This is a genomic window from Massilia jejuensis (assembly GCF_042656795.1).
Taxonomy (GTDB): Bacteria; Pseudomonadota; Gammaproteobacteria; order Burkholderiales; family Burkholderiaceae_D; genus Telluria; species Telluria jejuensis.
The window spans coordinates 1-16418 of the sequence record NZ_JBHSMS010000021.1; the positions used below are offsets into that span (position 1 = coordinate 1).

13 protein-coding genes, 6 tRNA genes and 1 pseudogene are annotated in these 16418 nt (G+C 67.7%); 11 read left to right on the forward strand and 9 right to left on the reverse strand.

The window, feature by feature from the left end; all coding sequences use genetic code 11:
* From ACFPOU_RS05190 to ACFPOU_RS05225, 8 genes and pseudogenes are all read left to right on the forward strand, one after another.
* A pseudogene (locus tag ACFPOU_RS05190) lies at positions 1-255 on the forward strand (IS1595 family transposase); the annotation flags it as partial.
* Positions 256-425: 170 nt separating this feature from the next.
* Positions 426-1808 (forward strand): aminotransferase class I/II-fold pyridoxal phosphate-dependent enzyme, encoded by a 1383-nt coding sequence (locus tag ACFPOU_RS05195; protein ID WP_379717906.1) that lies wholly within the window; start codon positions 426-428, stop codon positions 1806-1808.
* A 74-nt stretch (positions 1809-1882) separates the two neighbouring features.
* Positions 1883-3286, forward strand: a complete 1404-nt coding sequence (gene gltX, locus ACFPOU_RS05200; protein WP_379717908.1) for a glutamate--tRNA ligase — start codon at positions 1883-1885, stop codon at positions 3284-3286.
* Positions 3287-3362: 76 nt separating this feature from the next.
* Positions 3363-3438: transfer RNA gene (locus ACFPOU_RS05205), tRNA-Ala, on the forward strand.
* A 29-nt stretch (positions 3439-3467) separates the two neighbouring features.
* A tRNA-Glu gene (locus tag ACFPOU_RS05210) sits at positions 3468-3543 on the forward strand.
* A gap of 88 nt (positions 3544-3631) precedes the next feature.
* A tRNA-Ala gene (locus ACFPOU_RS05215) sits at positions 3632-3707 on the forward strand.
* Between the two features lie 41 nt (positions 3708-3748).
* Positions 3749-3824 (forward strand) — tRNA-Glu (locus ACFPOU_RS05220).
* A gap of 52 nt (positions 3825-3876) precedes the next feature.
* Positions 3877-3952 (forward strand) — tRNA-Glu (locus ACFPOU_RS05225).
* A 79-nt stretch (positions 3953-4031) separates the two neighbouring features.
* Here the strand turns inward: ACFPOU_RS05225 and ACFPOU_RS05230 are convergent.
* From ACFPOU_RS05230 to ACFPOU_RS05240, 3 genes are all read right to left on the reverse strand, one after another.
* Positions 4032-5897 carry a S8 family serine peptidase gene (locus ACFPOU_RS05230; RefSeq protein WP_379717910.1) on the reverse strand — a complete coding sequence of 622 codons (1866 nt, stop codon included), beginning with the start codon at positions 5895-5897 and terminating at the stop codon, positions 4032-4034.
* Positions 5898-5927: 30 nt separating this feature from the next.
* Positions 5928-6179, reverse strand: coding sequence for a hypothetical protein (locus ACFPOU_RS05235; protein WP_379717912.1), 252 nt, complete (start codon positions 6177-6179; stop codon positions 5928-5930).
* 75 nt (positions 6180-6254) lie between these two features.
* Entirely contained in the window at positions 6255-7097 is an 843-nt protein-coding gene (locus ACFPOU_RS05240) for a hypothetical protein (protein WP_379717914.1), read from the reverse strand.
* Positions 7098-7528: 431 nt separating this feature from the next.
* Between ACFPOU_RS05240 and earP the strand changes: the two genes are divergently transcribed.
* From earP to ACFPOU_RS05255, 3 genes are all read left to right on the forward strand, one after another.
* Complete coding sequence (gene earP / locus ACFPOU_RS05245) at positions 7529-8689, forward strand: elongation factor P maturation arginine rhamnosyltransferase EarP (RefSeq protein WP_379717916.1); 1161 nt, start codon at positions 7529-7531, stop codon at positions 8687-8689.
* 68 nt (positions 8690-8757) lie between these two features.
* Positions 8758-9333, forward strand: coding sequence for an elongation factor P (locus ACFPOU_RS05250; protein ID WP_379717918.1), 576 nt, complete (start codon positions 8758-8760; stop codon positions 9331-9333).
* Between the two features lie 189 nt (positions 9334-9522).
* Positions 9523-11127 carry an amidase gene (locus tag ACFPOU_RS05255; protein ID WP_379717920.1) on the forward strand — a complete coding sequence of 535 codons (1605 nt, stop codon included), beginning with the start codon at positions 9523-9525 and terminating at the stop codon, positions 11125-11127.
* 48 nt (positions 11128-11175) lie between these two features.
* Here ACFPOU_RS05255 and ACFPOU_RS05260 read toward each other — a convergent pair whose 3' ends face one another.
* The 6 genes from ACFPOU_RS05260 to ACFPOU_RS05285 all read right to left on the reverse strand — a co-directional run bounded on the left by ACFPOU_RS05260 (position 11176) and on the right by ACFPOU_RS05285 (position 16417).
* A complete protein-coding gene (locus ACFPOU_RS05260; protein ID WP_379717922.1) occupies positions 11176-11682 on the reverse strand; it encodes a TssQ family T6SS-associated lipoprotein in 507 nt (168 codons plus the stop codon).
* An 11-nt stretch (positions 11683-11693) separates the two neighbouring features.
* Complete coding sequence (locus ACFPOU_RS05265) at positions 11694-13208, reverse strand: serine/threonine-protein kinase (protein WP_379717924.1); 1515 nt, start codon at positions 13206-13208, stop codon at positions 11694-11696.
* Positions 13209-13381: 173 nt separating this feature from the next.
* Positions 13382-14788, reverse strand: coding sequence for an ATP-dependent RNA helicase DbpA (gene dbpA / locus ACFPOU_RS05270; RefSeq protein WP_379717926.1), 1407 nt, complete (start codon positions 14786-14788; stop codon positions 13382-13384).
* Between the two features lie 25 nt (positions 14789-14813).
* On the reverse strand, positions 14814-15047 hold the full coding sequence (locus ACFPOU_RS05275) for a hypothetical protein (protein ID WP_379717928.1): 234 nt from the start codon (positions 15045-15047) through the stop codon (positions 14814-14816).
* Positions 15048-15124: 77 nt separating this feature from the next.
* Positions 15125-15201: transfer RNA gene (locus tag ACFPOU_RS05280), tRNA-Met, on the reverse strand.
* 76 nt (positions 15202-15277) lie between these two features.
* The gene (locus ACFPOU_RS05285) at positions 15278-16417 is read right to left on the reverse strand and encodes a methyltransferase (protein ID WP_379717930.1); all 1140 of its coding nucleotides are present in this window, start codon (positions 16415-16417) and stop codon (positions 15278-15280) included.
* Position 16418: the final 1 nt, after the last annotated feature.

Consider the following 16418-nt stretch of genomic DNA (forward strand, 5'->3'; position numbering starts at 1 on the left):
CGGAGCTTTGCGCGCGAAGCGGGCATCTCGCACCAGTACGTGAACCTGCGCCTGGGCGAGCGGGTCTGCGGCGCCGTCCATGTGCAAAACGTGAACGCCTATCACCGCCGATTCAGGCAGTGGCTGGCACGCTTCCATGGCGTAGCTTCACGCTACTTGCCGAATTACCTGGGCTGGCGCTGGGCGCTCGATGGCGAGCGCATTGCGTCACCGGAGCGCTTCCTGCGAGCGGCAATGGGACTCGTCCACACGTAACGGTGACAGCGCCAAGAATTTTCTTGTTTCCACCGCCGGTGGGGCGGCGGCGCCGGTTTTTCTTGTCAAGCGTTGCGCGCATGTTTTTCGGCGCCGCTTCTGTTTAAACATAAAGTCTGTCGAAAATTTCCTTCCTACACTGGTGTTTGACCTTTAGCGAGGAGTACACCGTGCACGAGGAAACGATCGTCTTGGAACGGACCGCCGATATCGCCGTCCTGCAAGCTTGCGGCGCGCTACGCGGCAGCGTCGCCCAGTTCGCGCAGCCGCGCGGCGCCAACCTGATGCGCCGCACCGAGGCGCTCGATGCCTGGTGCCACCTGCGCGCCACCCACGGCCTCTGGCAGTACGGGCGCGCGCACGACGGCGCGCCGAATCCGCAATCGCGGGTAGGCGACGCGGATGCCGCGCCCGGCAGCGCCGCCGACGGCATGGATTTCACCTCCCGCGACTACCTGTCGCTGGCCTCGCATCCGGCGCTGCGGGAGGCGGCCCGCGCGGCCCTGGCCGAAGCCGGCCCGCACGGCACCGGCCCGGCGCTCCTGCTGGGCGACAGCGCCTTGTCGCTCGCCCTGGAAGCGGCGCTCGCCGAGCTGCTGCAGCTCCGGCACGTGACCCTGTTCCCGACCGGCTGGGGCGCCGCGTTCGGCGTCATCACCGCGCTGGCGAACGCGCGCGACTATGTGCTGGTCGACCAGCTCGCGCATGCCTCGCTGCGCCAGGGGGCACAGGCCGCCACCCGCAACGTGGCGCTGCACCGCCATCTCGACACCGGCCACGTGCGCGAACTGCTGGCCGCGATCCGCGCGCGCGATGTCGAGAACGGCATCCTGGTCGTCACCGAGGGCCTGTTCGGCATGGACGCCGACGTGCCCGACTTGCCGCTGATGCAGCACCTGTGCCGCGAGTACAACGCCACCTTGCTGGTCGACGTCGCGCACGACCTGGGCGCGCTCGGACCGGGCGGCACGGGCAGCCTCGGCCAGCAGGCCATGCTGGGCAAGGTCGACCTGGTGACGGGTTCCTTCGCCAAGACCTTCGCCTCGAACGGCGGCTTTGTCGCCAGCGGCTCGCACGCGGTCAAGCGCCAGCTGCAGCTGTTCGCCGGGCCGCACCTGTGCTCGAATGCGCTCTCGCCGGTGCAAGCGGCCTGCGTGCTCGCGGCGCTGCGCATCGTGGCCGGCGAGGAGGGCGATACGCTGCGCGAAGCCTTGCTGCGCAACGCCGTCGCCCTGCGCGCCAGCCTGGCCGAAACCGGCATGCGCTGCCTGGGCGTGCCCTCGGCCATCGTGCCGCTCTGGATCGGCAACGAGCAGGTGGCGCGCCTGGCGGGCCGCACGCTGGCGCGCGCGGGCATGCTCGTCGACGCCGTCGAGTATCCGGGCGTGCCGCTGGGCGCGGCGCGCCTGCGCCTGCAGGTGATGGCCGGACACCGGCCGGCCCAGTTGCGCGAGGGCGCGCGCACGATCGGCGCGGCGGTGAGCGGCGCGGGCGCGGCGCTCGGAATCGAACCGGCGCGCCAGCCGTGGCCGCGCTGGCGCGCCCACGGCTGAGGCATCCGGGGCGGTGCGGGCCCGGGGGCAGCGCATCGGGGTAGAATAGCCGCTTTATCATTTCGCTTTTTGCCATGACCGTCCGCACCCCTGTCCGCACCCGATTTGCCCCCAGCCCGACCGGCTACCTCCACCTCGGCGGCGCGCGCACCGCGCTCTACTCCTGGGCCTATGCGCGCCACTTCGGCGGCACCTTCATCCTGCGCATCGAGGACACCGACCTCGAGCGCTCGACGCCGGAAGCGGTGCAGGCAATCCTGGACGGCATGCAGTGGCTCGGCCTGGCGCACGATGAAGGCCCGTTCTACCAGATGCAGCGCATGGACCGCTACCGCGAGGTGGTCAAGGGCATGCTCGACGCGGGCACCGCCTACCTCTGCTATTGCTCGCCGGCGGAAGTCGAAGCGATGCGCGAGCGCATGCGCGCTTGCGGCGAGAAGCCGCGCTACGACGGCACCTGGCGTCCGGAACCGGGCAAGGTCCTGCCCGACGTGCCGGCCGGCGTCACGCCGGTGGTGCGCTTCAAGAACCCGCTCGAGGGCGAAGTGACCTGGAACGATGTCGTGAAAGGTCCGATCACGATCGCCAACAAGGAACTCGACGACCTGATCATCGCGCGTCCGGACGGCACGCCGACCTATAATTTCTGCGTCTCGGTGGACGACTGGGACATGCGCATCACCCATGTGCTGCGCGGCGACGACCACGTCAACAACACGCCGCGCCAGATCAACATCCTGCGCGCGCTTGGCGCCGAGCTGCCGCAGTACGGCCACCTGCCGATGATCCTGGGCGCCGACGGCCAGAAGCTTTCGAAGCGCCACGGCGCCGTCAGCGTCATGGAGTACCCGGAGCAGGGCTATCTGCCGGAAGCGATGCTCAATTACCTGGCGCGCCTCGGCTGGAGTCATGGCGACGACGAGATCTTCTCGATGGAGCAATTCACCGAGTGGTTCAACCTCGACCACCTGACCGCCTCGGCGGCCCAGTTCAATCCTGAAAAACTGGCCTGGCTGAACAACCACTACATCAAGGCGGCCGATAACGAGCGCCTGGCCGGCCTGGCGCGTCCGAAGATGGACGCCCAGGGTGCCGGGTTCGACGGCGCCCCGGCCTTGCCCGCCGTGCTGGCGCTGGTGAAGGACCGCGTCAACACGGTCAACGAGCTGGCCGACGCGGCGATGCTGTTCTACCGCCAGCCCCGGCCCGACGCGGCCCTGCTGGCCCAGCACCTGACCGACGCGGTGCGCCCGGCCCTGGCGCTGTTTGCCGAGCGCTGCCGGACGGTCGAGTGGAACAAGGCCGCCATTGCTGCCATGCTCAAGGAGGTGCTGGCCGCGCAGGGCTTGAAGATGCCGCAGATCGCCATGCCGCTGCGCCTGCTCGTCACCGGCCAGCTGCAAACGCCGGCCATCGACGCGGTGCTGGAATTGTTCGGACGCGAGACGGTGTTGGCCCGCGTCGCACAAGGTTTGTAGGCGCCTCTTAATTCGTGCAAATCGGTATTTGCGTAATGCAAGAAGCCCCGCTATAATGCTCGCACTTCAGCAGTACGGGGGTATAGCTCAGCTGGGAGAGCGCTTGCATGGCATGCAAGAGGTCAGCGGTTCGATCCCGCTTACCTCCACCACTTCGAAGTGCAGTCATCGGTAGTTCAGGGTCCCCATCGTCTAGAGGCCTAGGACATCACCCTTTCACGGTGAGTACCGGGGTTCGAATCCCCGTGGGGACGCCAGGAATTCGGCAGAAGTTTGCCGAGACGCTGCGCCAGCGGCAGCGGGTAGTAGAAGCACATGCAGTATGGTATGATGTTGTTCCCCGTGGGGGGTATAGCTCAGCTGGGAGAGCGCTTGCATGGCATGCAAGAGGTCAGCGGTTCGATCCCGCTTACCTCCACCACGACAGGCACATGGCAGTTTGGCAGTATCGGCAAGTCCAGGGTCCCCATCGTCTAGAGGCCTAGGACATCACCCTTTCACGGTGAGTACCGGGGTTCGAATCCCCGTGGGGACGCCAAGAATTGAGTGGCATCGGCGCTTTGTCGCAGCAAGCAGCACAACAGTTTTAGGTCCCCATCGTCTAGAGGCCTAGGACATCACCCTTTCACGGTGAGTACCGGGGTTCGAATCCCCGTGGGGACGCCAGTCAATGCAAAAAGCCGCTTTTCAGCGGCTTTTTGCTTTTTCTTTTTGCTTTTTCGCGCCGGTTTTGTCTTAGGCCTTCCTACCAGCCCGGCGGCGGCATCGGCCCCATCGCAAAGCCGAAGCCCATTGGCTGGAGGTTGATCGAGGCCGTGCTGAAATAAGGCGATCCGCCGGCGAAGACCGGAATGCCGGAGCCGCCGTTCCCCGCGCCCATCATCGACCCGAAACCCGGCTGCCAGGCGCCTGCGGCTTGTCCCGGCATCAGCGGCAAGCCCAGTGCGGCCAGCGCATCGGGCATGCCGCTGCCGATGCGCGCCGGGTCCGACAGCGACACCCGGCGTGCGCTGAGGCGAATGACCTGGAACAGTCGCTCGACCCGCTCCGCCGAGCGCGTGCGCCCGAGACCCTGGAATTCCGGGCGGTGCGCCAAAATCAGCGCGGCCAGGCCGCTGACATGGGGCGCCGCCATCGAAGTGCCGTCCCAGGCCGCAAAATTATTCGGCGGCACCGCCGAGACGATGGCCACGCCCGGTGCGCAGACGTCGATCTGCGGCCCGAAACAGCTGAACTTGGCGGTAAAGAAGCCCTGGCTGTCGGCATCCAGGCTGATGGTTTCGGTGTGGTAGCTGTCGGCCGGGAATTCCCCGATCTTGCCGATCGCGCCCACGGCCAGCACGTTGGGCGAGGCTGCCGGGTACTGCACCGGCCCGCCCGAATTGCCGGCCGCGGCGATGCAGGCCACGCCGGCCTGTTTCGCGCGCACGATCTGGCGCTCGAGCGCTTCGGAGGGGGCGCCGCCGCCCAGGCTCAGGTTGACGACGTCGATCTGGTGCTCGATGCAGTATTCGAGTGCCTCGATCAGCTGGCTGATCTGCCCGCCGGGAAAGAGCTTGCAGACGTGGATCTCGGCGTCGGGCACGAAGCCGCGGATGCCCCAGGCCGGATCGGCCGAGGCGATCACCCCCGTGCAGTGGGTGCCGTGGCCGAGCGTATCGTCGTTCCACGTGGCCGGATTGATGCGTTTGTTGATGATGTCGAAGCCGGCGCGAATCCGGTTCAGGCTGGCGTGGCTGGTGGCCGCGCCCGAATCGACGACGGCGACCTTGACGCCCCGGCCGCGCAGGTGCGGGGGCAGGGCGTCCAGGCGCATCGCGCGCGCGCCCCAGCCGAGCGCGTTCTGGTTCGGGAAGCCCTGCAGCGTCGGCCATTCGGACAGGCCGTGCAGCAGCACGACGTTCGGTTGCGCCAGGTCGATATCGGGATCGCGCTGGTAGAAAGTCCAGTGGTCGGCCCGCGGCTTGACGTACAGGCCGCTGATCGCGCGCGGATCGTCGCCGAACAGGCGCAGGCTGGCCACGCCGCCGGCGTCGGTCACGCCCGAGGCCGGCAGCATGCCGCCGAACAGCGAGACCTCGGCATCGGGCAGGGGCATGCCGTCCTTGCCGAGCACGGTAATCGTCACATCCACCGCCGGCCCGCCGTAGGGCGCCAGCGAGGAAACCAGGTCGGGGCGGCGCAGCAAGGGGTCGAGCAGGTAGAGGTGCTGGTCGCGCTCGACCAGCAGGCGCCCGCCGCCGCGCGCGTGCAGGTCGAGCGCCTGGCGGTCGGTCATGCGCGCGACCACCACGCCTTCGGCGGCGATGCTCTCCAGGCCGGCAGTGCCGAAGGCGCTGCGCGTGGCGATGGTGTCGACGACCTCGATCTCGGGAATGGCGCGCAAGGCCTGCTCGACGGCGGCCATCGGCAGCGGCGCCACGCCCAGGGACGTGAGCGGACCGAGTCCGGGCGCGACCTGGCGCGGCGCGACCAGGTATTTTTTCTTGCGTTCGCTCACCATGTGGCCGCGCCCTTCGGCGGGCGCGGTGCCGCCGGGATTGTCGGGGCCGTTCGGCGGCTGGCCGCGGTCTTGCGGCTCACCCGGGCCGCCTTGCGGAGTTTTTGGCATGTCGTTTCCTTTCGATTGCGGTGGCCGGCGTCAGAACAGCGACAGCGGGCGGTCCGGTTCGATCATCAATTGGTTGAGGGTGCGTTGCCTGAGCCGTTCGGCAGTCGCGGGATCGGTTTCGACGACGACCGTGTGCGGCGGACCGGCCGCCGGGCCGATGGTGTCGACCACGCGGATCGCCGGGTCGCTTTGTATGCTGTCGAGAAAATGCGCAAGCGCGGTTTCATCCGTGGCGGCGCGCACGATGTAGCGTGTGTTGCTGGCGTTGCCGGACATCGGCATGAGCGAGTCTCCATGAAGCCCTTCCGCCTGGGCGGAAGGGCGGTTGACGATGCGGCCGGGCTGCGGCCGAGGAAGTTAGTGAACCGTTTGCTGGCCCGCCAGTTGCGCCAGCTGAGCCTGTTGGGCCTGCTGCGCGTAGGCGGACCACGGATCGGCCGCGAACGGCAACATGCTGCCGATCTGGCCGGCAATGCCGCCGATGGTACTGCCCAGCTGCTGGTTGCCCAGCTGGCCGCCGATGAAGCTGCCGACCGGCTGCGCATACTGGCCGATCATGTTGCTCAGCCAGCCTTGCGGCGCCATCTGGCCTTGCGCACCGGCTTGCATTTGCGGCAGTTGCTGGCTCAGCTGCTGTTGCAGCATCGCTGCCTGCTGCTGCAGCTGCTGGTGCATTTGCTGCAGTTGCTGCAATTGCTGCTGGATTTGCTGCAATTGCTGGACGATGGCCTGCTGCTGGCCGCCGCCTTGCGCATCGGCGCCGAACGGCAGCAAGCCGCCCAGGCCCGACAGCCCGCCGAGGACATTGCCCAGCGTCTGGTTGCCGGTCAGGCTGCCGATCAGGTTGCCCGCAGGCTTGCCGAATTTCTGGATCAGGCCGCCAAACAGGCCCTGCGGCGCCAGTTGCTGCTGCAGCTGTTGTTGCTGTTGCTGCTGTTGCTGCAGTTGCTGTAGTTGTTGCAGCTGCTGCAGTTGTTGTAGCTGTTGCTGCTGGGCCGGGTCCGCGCCGAAGGGCAGCAGGCTGCCGCCGATGCCGCCGGCGATTTCGCCGATGCGCCCGCCCAGGCTGGGGTTGCCGAAGATGCCGCCGATGCCGCGCCCGATGGCGCCGCCGACCGGCGCGCCGAACAGGCCGCCGAACAGGGCTTGCGGACCGAACTGGGCTTGCTGCGGGATGCCGTATTGCTGGTATTCATTCATGCTCCACTCCTTCTGAGGATGCGGCTGCCGGCAACAGTACCGGCGCCGGGTACGCGTCGGCATGCCCGGCTGATAGCAATTCCCCTTACGCACCTGCTGCTTGCGGCCGCGAACGTTGACGTGCGCGCCGCGGGTAAGGTCGAGGCATGCACGGAAAGCGAGGATTGGACGGATGTCCGATTTCCACGCAGGTAGCGATTGGACTAGGGGAGGGCGGCGAAGTTTGAGCGCAATGGCGGGCATGTTCCTATCGCTTTACGTGGCTTGCGCTAGCGCAGACAAGGGTAAAACAATTGAAGGCTTCGCCAAGGAAGGAGGCGGCAGGCGCAGGCGTGCCGGCCCGTTCCCGCCGCGGGAGCGGCGGCGAAATCGGGTAAAATATCGCCCTCGCGCCCGCTACCCGGCGTCATTCCCCCTTTGTGTTCGATCCCATGTCCGCATCCCACGCTCCAGCGCCGTCGCTGGCCATTTTCTGCAAGGTCGTCGACAACTACGGCGACATCGGCATCTGCTGGCGCCTGGCCCGTCAATTGCAGCGCGAACATGGCGTGGCCGTCACCCTGTGGGTCGACGACCTGGCGAGCTTTCGCCGCATCTGCCCGCAGGTCGAGGCCGCGGCCGCCAGCCAGGTGGTGCAGGGCGTCCTGGTGCGCCATTGGCGCGGCCAGGACGGCGACCACGCCCCCGGCGACATCGCCGACATCGTCATCGAGTTTTTTGCCTGTGACATCCCGCCGCGTTATATCGAGGCGATGGCCGCTCGCTCGCCGCGTCCGGCCTGGCTGAACCTGGAAGGCTTGACGGCCGAGGAGTGGGTCGAGGGTTGCCACAAGCTGCCGTCGATGCATCCGCGCCTGAAGCTGACCAAGCATTTCTTTTTCCCGGGTTTCACAGCCCGGACCGGCGGCTTGCTGCGCGAAGCCGGGCTCGAGCGTGATCGGCTGGATTTCCTCCGGCATCCCGAGCGGGTACGCGCCTTCCTGCGCGGCCTCGGCTTGCCGGACGCCGAGATCGACGCCCTGAAGGTGTCGCTGTTCTGCTATCCGCATGCGCCGGTGGCCGACTTGTTCGCGGCCTGGCGCGACGGCGCCGAGCGCGTGACCTGCCTGGTACCCGAAGGCGTGGCGGGGCACGCGGTCGCCGAATTCCTGGGAGCGGCGGCGTGCGCCGGGGCCGTGGCCACGCGCGGCGCGCTGACCGTGCGCGTGCTGCCCTTCGTGCCCCAGCCGGACTATGATTGCCTGCTCTGGGCCTGCGACCTGAATATCGTGCGCGGCGAGGATTCCTGGGTGCGTGCCCAGTGGGCCGGCAAGCCTTTCGTCTGGCACATCTATCCGCAGGACGAGGACCTGCACCACAAGAAATTGCGCGCCTTCCTGGCCCGCTACGCGCCCGCAATCGCCAGTCTGCAGCAGGTGATGTTTCACTGGAACGGCGTCCAGGGTGATGCCGCCGACTGGCCCGGACTGTGGGCCGCGCTGCGGTCCGACAGGGCGCGCATCGAGGCGCGTTCGGATGCCTGGCAGGCGGCGATGCTGGCCAATGGCGACCTGGCATCGAACCTGCTGGCCTTTGCCGCTTCACTTCGATAGGCACGGCAAACGTTACGTGGTATCATGCCCGGTTACTGCAACCCCTTTTTTTGATTACCCAGACTCCTATGAAACCCGCAAAAGAGATCCGTGTCGGCAACATCATCATGGTTGATGAAAAGCCTTTTATCGTGCTGCGTTCCGATGTCAACGGCTCGAGCCGCACGGGCTTCACCTACAAGTGGAAGATGAAGAATCTTCTGACCAACGCGCCGCTGGAAAACGTGTTCCGTGGCGATGACAAGTTCGACGTTGTCGTGCTCGACAAGAAGCCGGTGAGCTACTCGTACTTCGCCGATCCGCTGTACGTCTTCATGGACGAAGAGTACAACCAGTTCGAAATCGAAGAAGAGAACCTGGGCGACGCGCTGCACTACCTGAAAGACGGCATGCAGTGCGAGGCCGTGTTCTACGACGGCAAGGCCATCTCGGTCGAACTGCCGACCACGATCGCGCGCCAGGTGGTCTACTCGGAACCGGCCGTCAAGGGCAATACGTCGGGCAACGTCCTGAAGGAAGCCAAGATCGAGAACGCCATCGAAGCCCACCAGCACGTCGTCATGGTGCCGCTGTTCGTGAGCCAGGATGACACGATCGAGATCGACACCCGCACCAACGAATACAAGCGCGTCGTTCGCAACTGAGACGCAACCAAGACGTCACTGACACGTCATGGGGCCTGGCTGAGCCGCCACCGAACGATCCGCTGCGTCCCGAATAAAACGCTGCCTCCATGGCAGCGTTTTTTTTCGTCTATACATTCTCTTTATAAATGGTATCGGGCAAAAAGCACTGCTATGCTATTGCTTTATTACAAATAAAGTGGAGAGAACATGGACCGCAGGGATTTCGTTCGATACGGCATGGCTGCCGGTGCCGTTTCCGCAGCAGGCTCGGCGGCGGCCGCACCGGCGGCCCGTGCCCAGGCGGTTGCCCATGACGGCCTGCTCGAAGCCGGCGTGCGCGAACAGGGCGCTGCCATGGCCTCCGGCAAGACGAGTTCGCAGAAGCTGGTGAAGCGCTACCTGGCGCGCATCGCCGCCGTCGACGCGGCCGGCCCCAGGCTGAACTCGGTCATCGAACTGAACCCGGACGCCCTGGCGATCGCGGCCGAGCGCGACCGCGAACGCGCCGCCGGCAAGCTGCGCGGTCCGCTGCACGGCATTCCGGTTTTGCTAAAGGATAATATCGCCACCGGCGACAAGATGAGCACCAGCGCCGGTTCGCTGGCGCTCGACGGCGTGCGCGCCACCCGCGACGCCTTCATCGTCGAGCGCCTGCGCGCGGCCGGCGCCGTCATCCTCGGCAAGACCAACCTGTCGGAGTGGGCCAACATGCGCTCGACCCACTCGGTCAGCGGCTGGAGCGGGCGCGGCGGCCAGACGAAGAATCCGCACGCGCTCGACCGCAACACGAGCGGATCGAGTTCCGGTTCGGGCGCCGCCATCGCGGCCAGCCTGGCGACCCTTGCGGTCGGCACCGAGACCGACGGCTCCATCGTTTCTCCCAGCTCGAGCTGCGGCATCGTCGGCCTGAAGCCCACGCTGGGCCTGGTCAGCCGCAGCGGCATCATTCCGATCGCCCACTCGCAGGACACGGCCGGCCCGATGACGCGCAGCGTCGCCGACGCCGCCTACATGCTGGCGGCCATGACCGGCGTCGACGGGGACGATGCGGTCACCCGGGAGAGCCAGGGCAAGGTGGCCGATTACGCGGCGGCCCTGCGCCCGGACGGCTTGCGCGGCAAGCGCATCGGTGTCGCGCGCAATTTCTTTGGCGGCAGCACGGTCGTCGACGCCATCGTCGAGAAGGAACTGGCGATCCTGAGCGCACAGGGCGCGATCCTGGTCGACGTCAAGGTGCCCAATACCGACAAATATGGCGAGACCGAAGTCGAGGTGTTGCTGTACGAATTCAAGCCGGACCTGGCCGCCTACCTGGCCGGCTACGCCCCGCATGCGCCGGTGAAGAACATGGCCGACGTGATCGCCTTCAACGAGAAGAACGCAAGCCGCGAGATGCCGTACTTTGGCCAGGAACACTTGATCGCATCCCAGGGCAAGGACGGACTCGATGCGCAGGCCTACCGGGAAGCGCTCGCGAACAACCTGAAGTATTCGCGCGAAGAGGGCATCGACAAGGTCCTCCGCGAACACAGGCTCGATGCGCTGGTGGCGCCCACCGGTGGCCTCGCCTGGCTGACCGACTACATCAACGGCGACCATTACGGCATGAGCTTCTCGTCGCCGGCAGCCGTGGCCGGCTATCCGCACATCACCGTGCCGGCCGGCTTCGCGCGCGGCCTGCCGGTCGGCCTTTCCTTCGTGGGCGGCGCCTATACCGAGGCGACCCTGATCGGCATGGCCTATGCGTACGAGCAAGCCAGCAAGCGACGCCGGGCGCCAGCCTTCCCCGGCTCGGTCAACATCAAGGCCTGAACAAATGTTTTTGCGGCACCAACATTTGTTGGTGCCGCGTTGCCGGGGTCAGCCGCGCTTGGCGCGCTCGAAGGCCGGGCCCCACAGCGGGTGGCCTTCTTCCCCGGATTCGAGCGTGAAGTCGGGATCGATCTTCAGCGCCTTTTCGAAGGCCTGTTCGCACTGCTTCGGACGCGAGGTCACGCAATAGCTGAAAGCGGTGTACTTCAGCGCCATGACACGGATGCGCGCCGGCGAGCTGGCCCGGATGTCGTTCGAGCCCAGGCGCTTGATCGCCGCGTTGAAATCCCCTTCGTTGTACAGGCGAATGCCTTCGCGCAGCGCGGCCTGGTCGCGGCCGGACTGGGCCTCGGCGCGCGCCTCGCTGCGCGCCGCCGCGCGCGCCTCGTCGCGTTGCGCCTCGCGCGCCGCCTCGCGCGCACTTTCCCGGTGGCCTGCGCGCGGATGACCGCGTTCGGGATTGCGGTCGAACAGCGGCGCCAGTTCGGCGCAGCCGGCAAGCAGGCCGGCCACGACCAGCGCTGCGAGGGAGAGTGGAGGAAGGGTTCGGGACATTGGCAGCTACCTTACTCGGCCTGGGCCGTGAAATCGTGTTCGATGGTCTCGATTTCCCGCATGCCCGCTTCGACCGTCATGATGTGTTCGGGGAAGTTTGGATTGGCAAGCCGGATCGTGTGCTGGCCAGGGCCCAGCGTCAGGCGCTTGACCGGCGGGCTGACGCCGCGGTCGACGCCATTGACGTAGATGGTGCCCCAGGGCTTGATCAGCAGTTTATAGGTGGTGCCGTTGATCACGGCGTCGTTCGTCACGCCGGCGGCTGGCGCCGGCGCCGGCGCCGCATTCGGGACGGTGGCGGGCGCGCCGTCGAACGGCGCCGCGCCCGTGGCAGGATCGATGGCGACGGCGGCCGGCGGGGCGACGACGGTCTCGCCGGCATCGAGGCCGGTGGCGGCGCGCTCTTGCGGCGGCAGCGGGAGCGGCGCCAGGTCTACCGCATCGTTCTGTTGCAGGTACGAAACGAGCGCGCCACCGGCCGCCAGCACGACGATGGCGGCGCCCGCGATCATGCCCCAGCGCTGCGCCCGGTCGTTGCGGCGCTGTGCCGGCTGCGCCCGGGAGGTGCCGGCGCGTGGCGCGATGGGGATCGCCGCCGACGGCTTGTGCTGCGCCGCCGGTGCCGGCCCTGCCGGCGCGGGCGCGGCGCCGATGCGTTCGGCCGCGCGCGGCGGCGCCGTGAACTTGTCCGCCGCCGCGTCCCGGGTGGCGGACTTGCGCAGCATGCCGGCGGCGGCGAGCTCGCGCAGGTTGACGGGTTCGGAGGCGTAGGTACCGCTGCCTTCCTGCGGCGGCGCGGACGGCGCCGGGGCATCCGGCGATCCGTCCAGGGCCATTGGCCCGGCGACGGGACGCTCGCCAGGCAAGGACAGGATTGCCGGGGCGGCGACATCGCCCCCGGCTGGCGTGGCTTCGCTCACGGGCCCGGCAGCTTCCAGCACGGGCGCGGGCGCGGCGGGCGCGGGTAGGGCCTCTTGCGGCGTCGCATCGTCGACGTCCGGCGCTGGTGCCGTGCCGGCCGTGTCCGCCACCGGCGCGGCCGGCAGCGTGGCCGCACCGGCCCCGATGCCGAGCAGGGTGCGCATGTCCGCCACCGTCTGCGGCCGCAGGCGCCGGTTCGGACCCAGGCAGCAGTCCAGGCCTTTAGTCAGTTGTTCGCTGTAATTGTCGTACAGGCGCGGACCGAGCGGCCCTTCCGGCGGCAGCTCGGCGGTGATGGCGTAATGCACGACCAGGGCCAGCGCCTGCAGGTCGGCCGGCAGGTCCGGCGCGGCTTGCGTCGCGGACGCGTCGGCGACCGACGGCATCAGCAAGGCCTCGCCATTGGCCAGCACCACGAGCGTGTCGGGCGTGATGGCGCGGTGCGGGGCGCCGCTGGCGTACTGCTGTTCGAGCGAGTCGAGGACGTGGCGCAGCAGGTTGCGGCACCAGGGCTCGTTGACCAGCGCAGGGGTGTGCTCGACGATGTCGCGTACCGGACGTCCGTCGGCGAACGGGGTGTAGATCGTTGTATGTTGGCTGGTCATTGTGCTAAACGTTTATTTTTAGCAAAACTATGCCAGATTTGCAGCAAATCTGTCGCTACTGTATCAACCGTGCGGACCCTGCGATGCCCGAGCACCCGTCCCGGCAGGGAATGCGGCGTTGCCGGCGCACCGTGCATCGTCATCCGGGTCGGCCTTCCTGCCGACCCAGGTTCTCAGACATCGAGGAAACGCATCTTGAAACTGCGGCCCTTGAAGTTACCGAAGTCCGGACCGAGCCTGTTACCGGCATTCAGTTTCCGGTATGCGTAGTCGGCGACATCGCGCGCCAGTGCCACATAGGTCTGGAATTCGGTGACGTTGATCTTGCCCACCTGCTCCTTGACGAGGCCGGCGTCGCCGGTCAGCGCGCCCAGCACGTCGCCCGGGCGCAGCTTGTCCTTCTTGCCGCCGGCGATGACGAGCGTGACCATCGGCGCCGGCGCGGCCGGCAGCACGGTGTCGCCCAGGTCGTGCAGCTTGTACCAGGAAGCCGGGGCATCCTGGTATTGCTCGATCGCGCGCACCCATTTCTTTTCGTTCGGCGCGCACAGCGACAGGGCCAGGCCGGTTTCGTCGCCGCGCCCGGTGCGGCCGATGCGGTGCACATGCACTTCGGCGTCCTTCGAGACGTCGACGTTGATCACCGCTTCCAGGTTGGCGATGTCGAGGCCGCGCGCGGCGACGTCGGTCGCCACCAGCACGGAGCAGCTGCGGTTGGCGAACAGGATCAGGATCTCGTCGCGTTCGCGCTGTTCGAGTTCGCCGTACAGGGCGAGCGCCGAGAAGCCCTGGTCGCGCAGCGTATCGGCCAGTTCGCGGCAATGGGCCTTGGTATTGCAGAAGGCCAGGGTCGAGGCTGGCCGGTAATGGCGCAGCAGGCGCGCCACCGCCTCGTCGCGGCTGTCGACACCCACCTCGTAGAAGCGCTGCTCGATCTTGCCGGCGTCGTGCTGGCTCTCGACCGCGATCTCGAGCGGGTCGTTGAGGAAGCCGGCCGTGGCGTGGCGGATGTCGTCCGGGTAGGTGGCCGAGAACAGCATGGTCTGGCGCCGCTGCGGGCAGGCCGAGACGATGCCGGCGATCTCGTCGTAGAAACCCATGTCGGTCATGCGGTCCGCTTCGTCCAGCACCAGGGTCTGCACTTTCGACAGGTCGATCGTGGCGCGGCCCAGGTGGTCGCGGATGCGCCCCGGCGTGCCGACGACGATATGGGCGCCGTGTTCGAGCGAGGCGATTTGCGGGCGCATCGACACGCCGCCGGTGAGCGTGAGGATCTTGACGTTGCCGACGCCGCGCGCCAGGCGCCGCAACTCGCCGGCGACCTGGTCGGCCAGTTCGCGCGTCGGGCACATGACGAGGCCCTGGACCGCGAACCAGGCCGGGTTCAGTTTATGCAAGAGGCCAATGCCGAAGGCCGCGGTCTTGCCGCTGCCGGTCTTGGCTTGCGCGATCAGGTCGCGCCCTTCCAGCACCGCCGGCAGGCTGGCGGCCTGGATCGGCGTCATGTTGTCGTAGCCGAGCGTGCCGAGGTTGGCGAGGAATTGCGGTGCCAGCGGCAGCGCGGAAAAGGGGGTGTGCATGGCGGCCTCCAGCCGGGAATACCGACTACGGGGCCGGCGCCCAGACCGGCAAGCCGGTCAGGTCAAGGTTGTCGTCGCGGCGCCAGACGGGCAGGCCGCTGGTGTCGGTTTCTTCGAGCAAGGAAATCTGTTCCTGCTTCGGGGGCGCACGGCGGGAACGGGACGGGGGGCGCCGAAACTCGACATTGCCCGCTTCGAGCGGGGCGGCCGGTTCGAAACCCGGCAGATCGATCGTGGCCTTGTCTTTCTTGTCTCTCATCCGGCGCCGCAGCCCAAAAAACAAAAGCCCGGCTGCAAGAGTCGGGCTCGGGGTATGACTGAATACATACTGGTGTCTGGTTGCGGGGACAGGATTTGAACCTGTGACCTTCGGGTTATGAGCCCGACGAGCTGCCAGACTGCTCCACCCCGCAGCGCTATTGTACTGCTTCTGGCGCGAGGATGCAAATCGGCCGTGTCCGGCGCTCCACACCGGGGCGGACCGGCGTGTCAGGCGGCCTGCAGGCGCCACAGCGACGTCACTTCGCGCGAGCGCGCCGCGTGCAGCGGGTCGCCGGCGTCGAGCGCTTTTGGGTGCGCCGGGCGCACGTCGTGGCGCCCGGCGACCGTCAGGCCGGCCGCCGCGATCCAGCCGGCGAGCTGCTCGCGCGAACGCAGGCCCAGGTGCTCGGCAAAATCCGACAGGATCAGCCAGCCTTCGCCGCCGGGCGCCAGGTGCGCCGTCAAGCCGTCCAGGAAACCGCGCAGCATGCGGCTGTCGGGATCGTAGATCGCGTGTTCGATCGCCGAACTGGGCTTGCCCGGAAGCCAGGGCGGATTGCAGACGACGAGGTCGGCCTGGCCTTCGGGGAACAGGTCGGCCCTGACGATCTCGACTTGCGGCGCAAGGCCCATCCGCTCGATGTTCTCGCGCGCGCAGCCCAGCGCGCGCGCGTCCATGTCGGTCGCCACCACGCGCGCGAAGCCGCGCCGCGCCAGCACGGCCGACAGGACGCCGGTACCGGCGCCGATATCGAAGGCGAGCTTCGTCCTCTTCGGCAGCGGCGCCTGCGCCACCAGCTCGACATACTCGCCGCGCACCGGCGAGAACACGCCGTACCAGGGATGGATGCGCGCGTCGAGCGCCGCAATCGGCACGCCCTTGCTGCGCCACTCGTGCGCGCCGATCAGGCCGAGCAGCTCGCGCAGCGAGATCACGAAGGGCTCGCTCGCGGCGCCATAGGCTTCATTGCAGGCCTGGCGCACGTCGGGCGCGCGCCGCAGCGGGATCGTATAGTCGGCTTCGAACGGGATCAGCAGCATCGCCAGCGTGCGCGCGCGCTGGAGCTGGGCCAGGCGGTGGCGGTGGAACGATTCCAGCAGCGTCGGCGCGGCCTTGGTCGCCTTGGCCCGCCTGGCGCGCGAACCCTTGTGGTCGATGCGGCGCGCCAGCGCCTGCAACAGCTGGCGCGCGTTCTGGAAGTCGCCGCGCCAGAGCAGGGCGGTGCCGTCCAGCGCCAGGCGCCAGGCCGTATCGGCGGTCATGGTGTCGTCGGCGATCACGACTTTCCCGGGCGCCGGCCAGCCGCTTTCGGAACGCCACAGCGCCGAGCGCGGCTGGCCGCCTTCTTCCCATTCGATGCGCGTCATC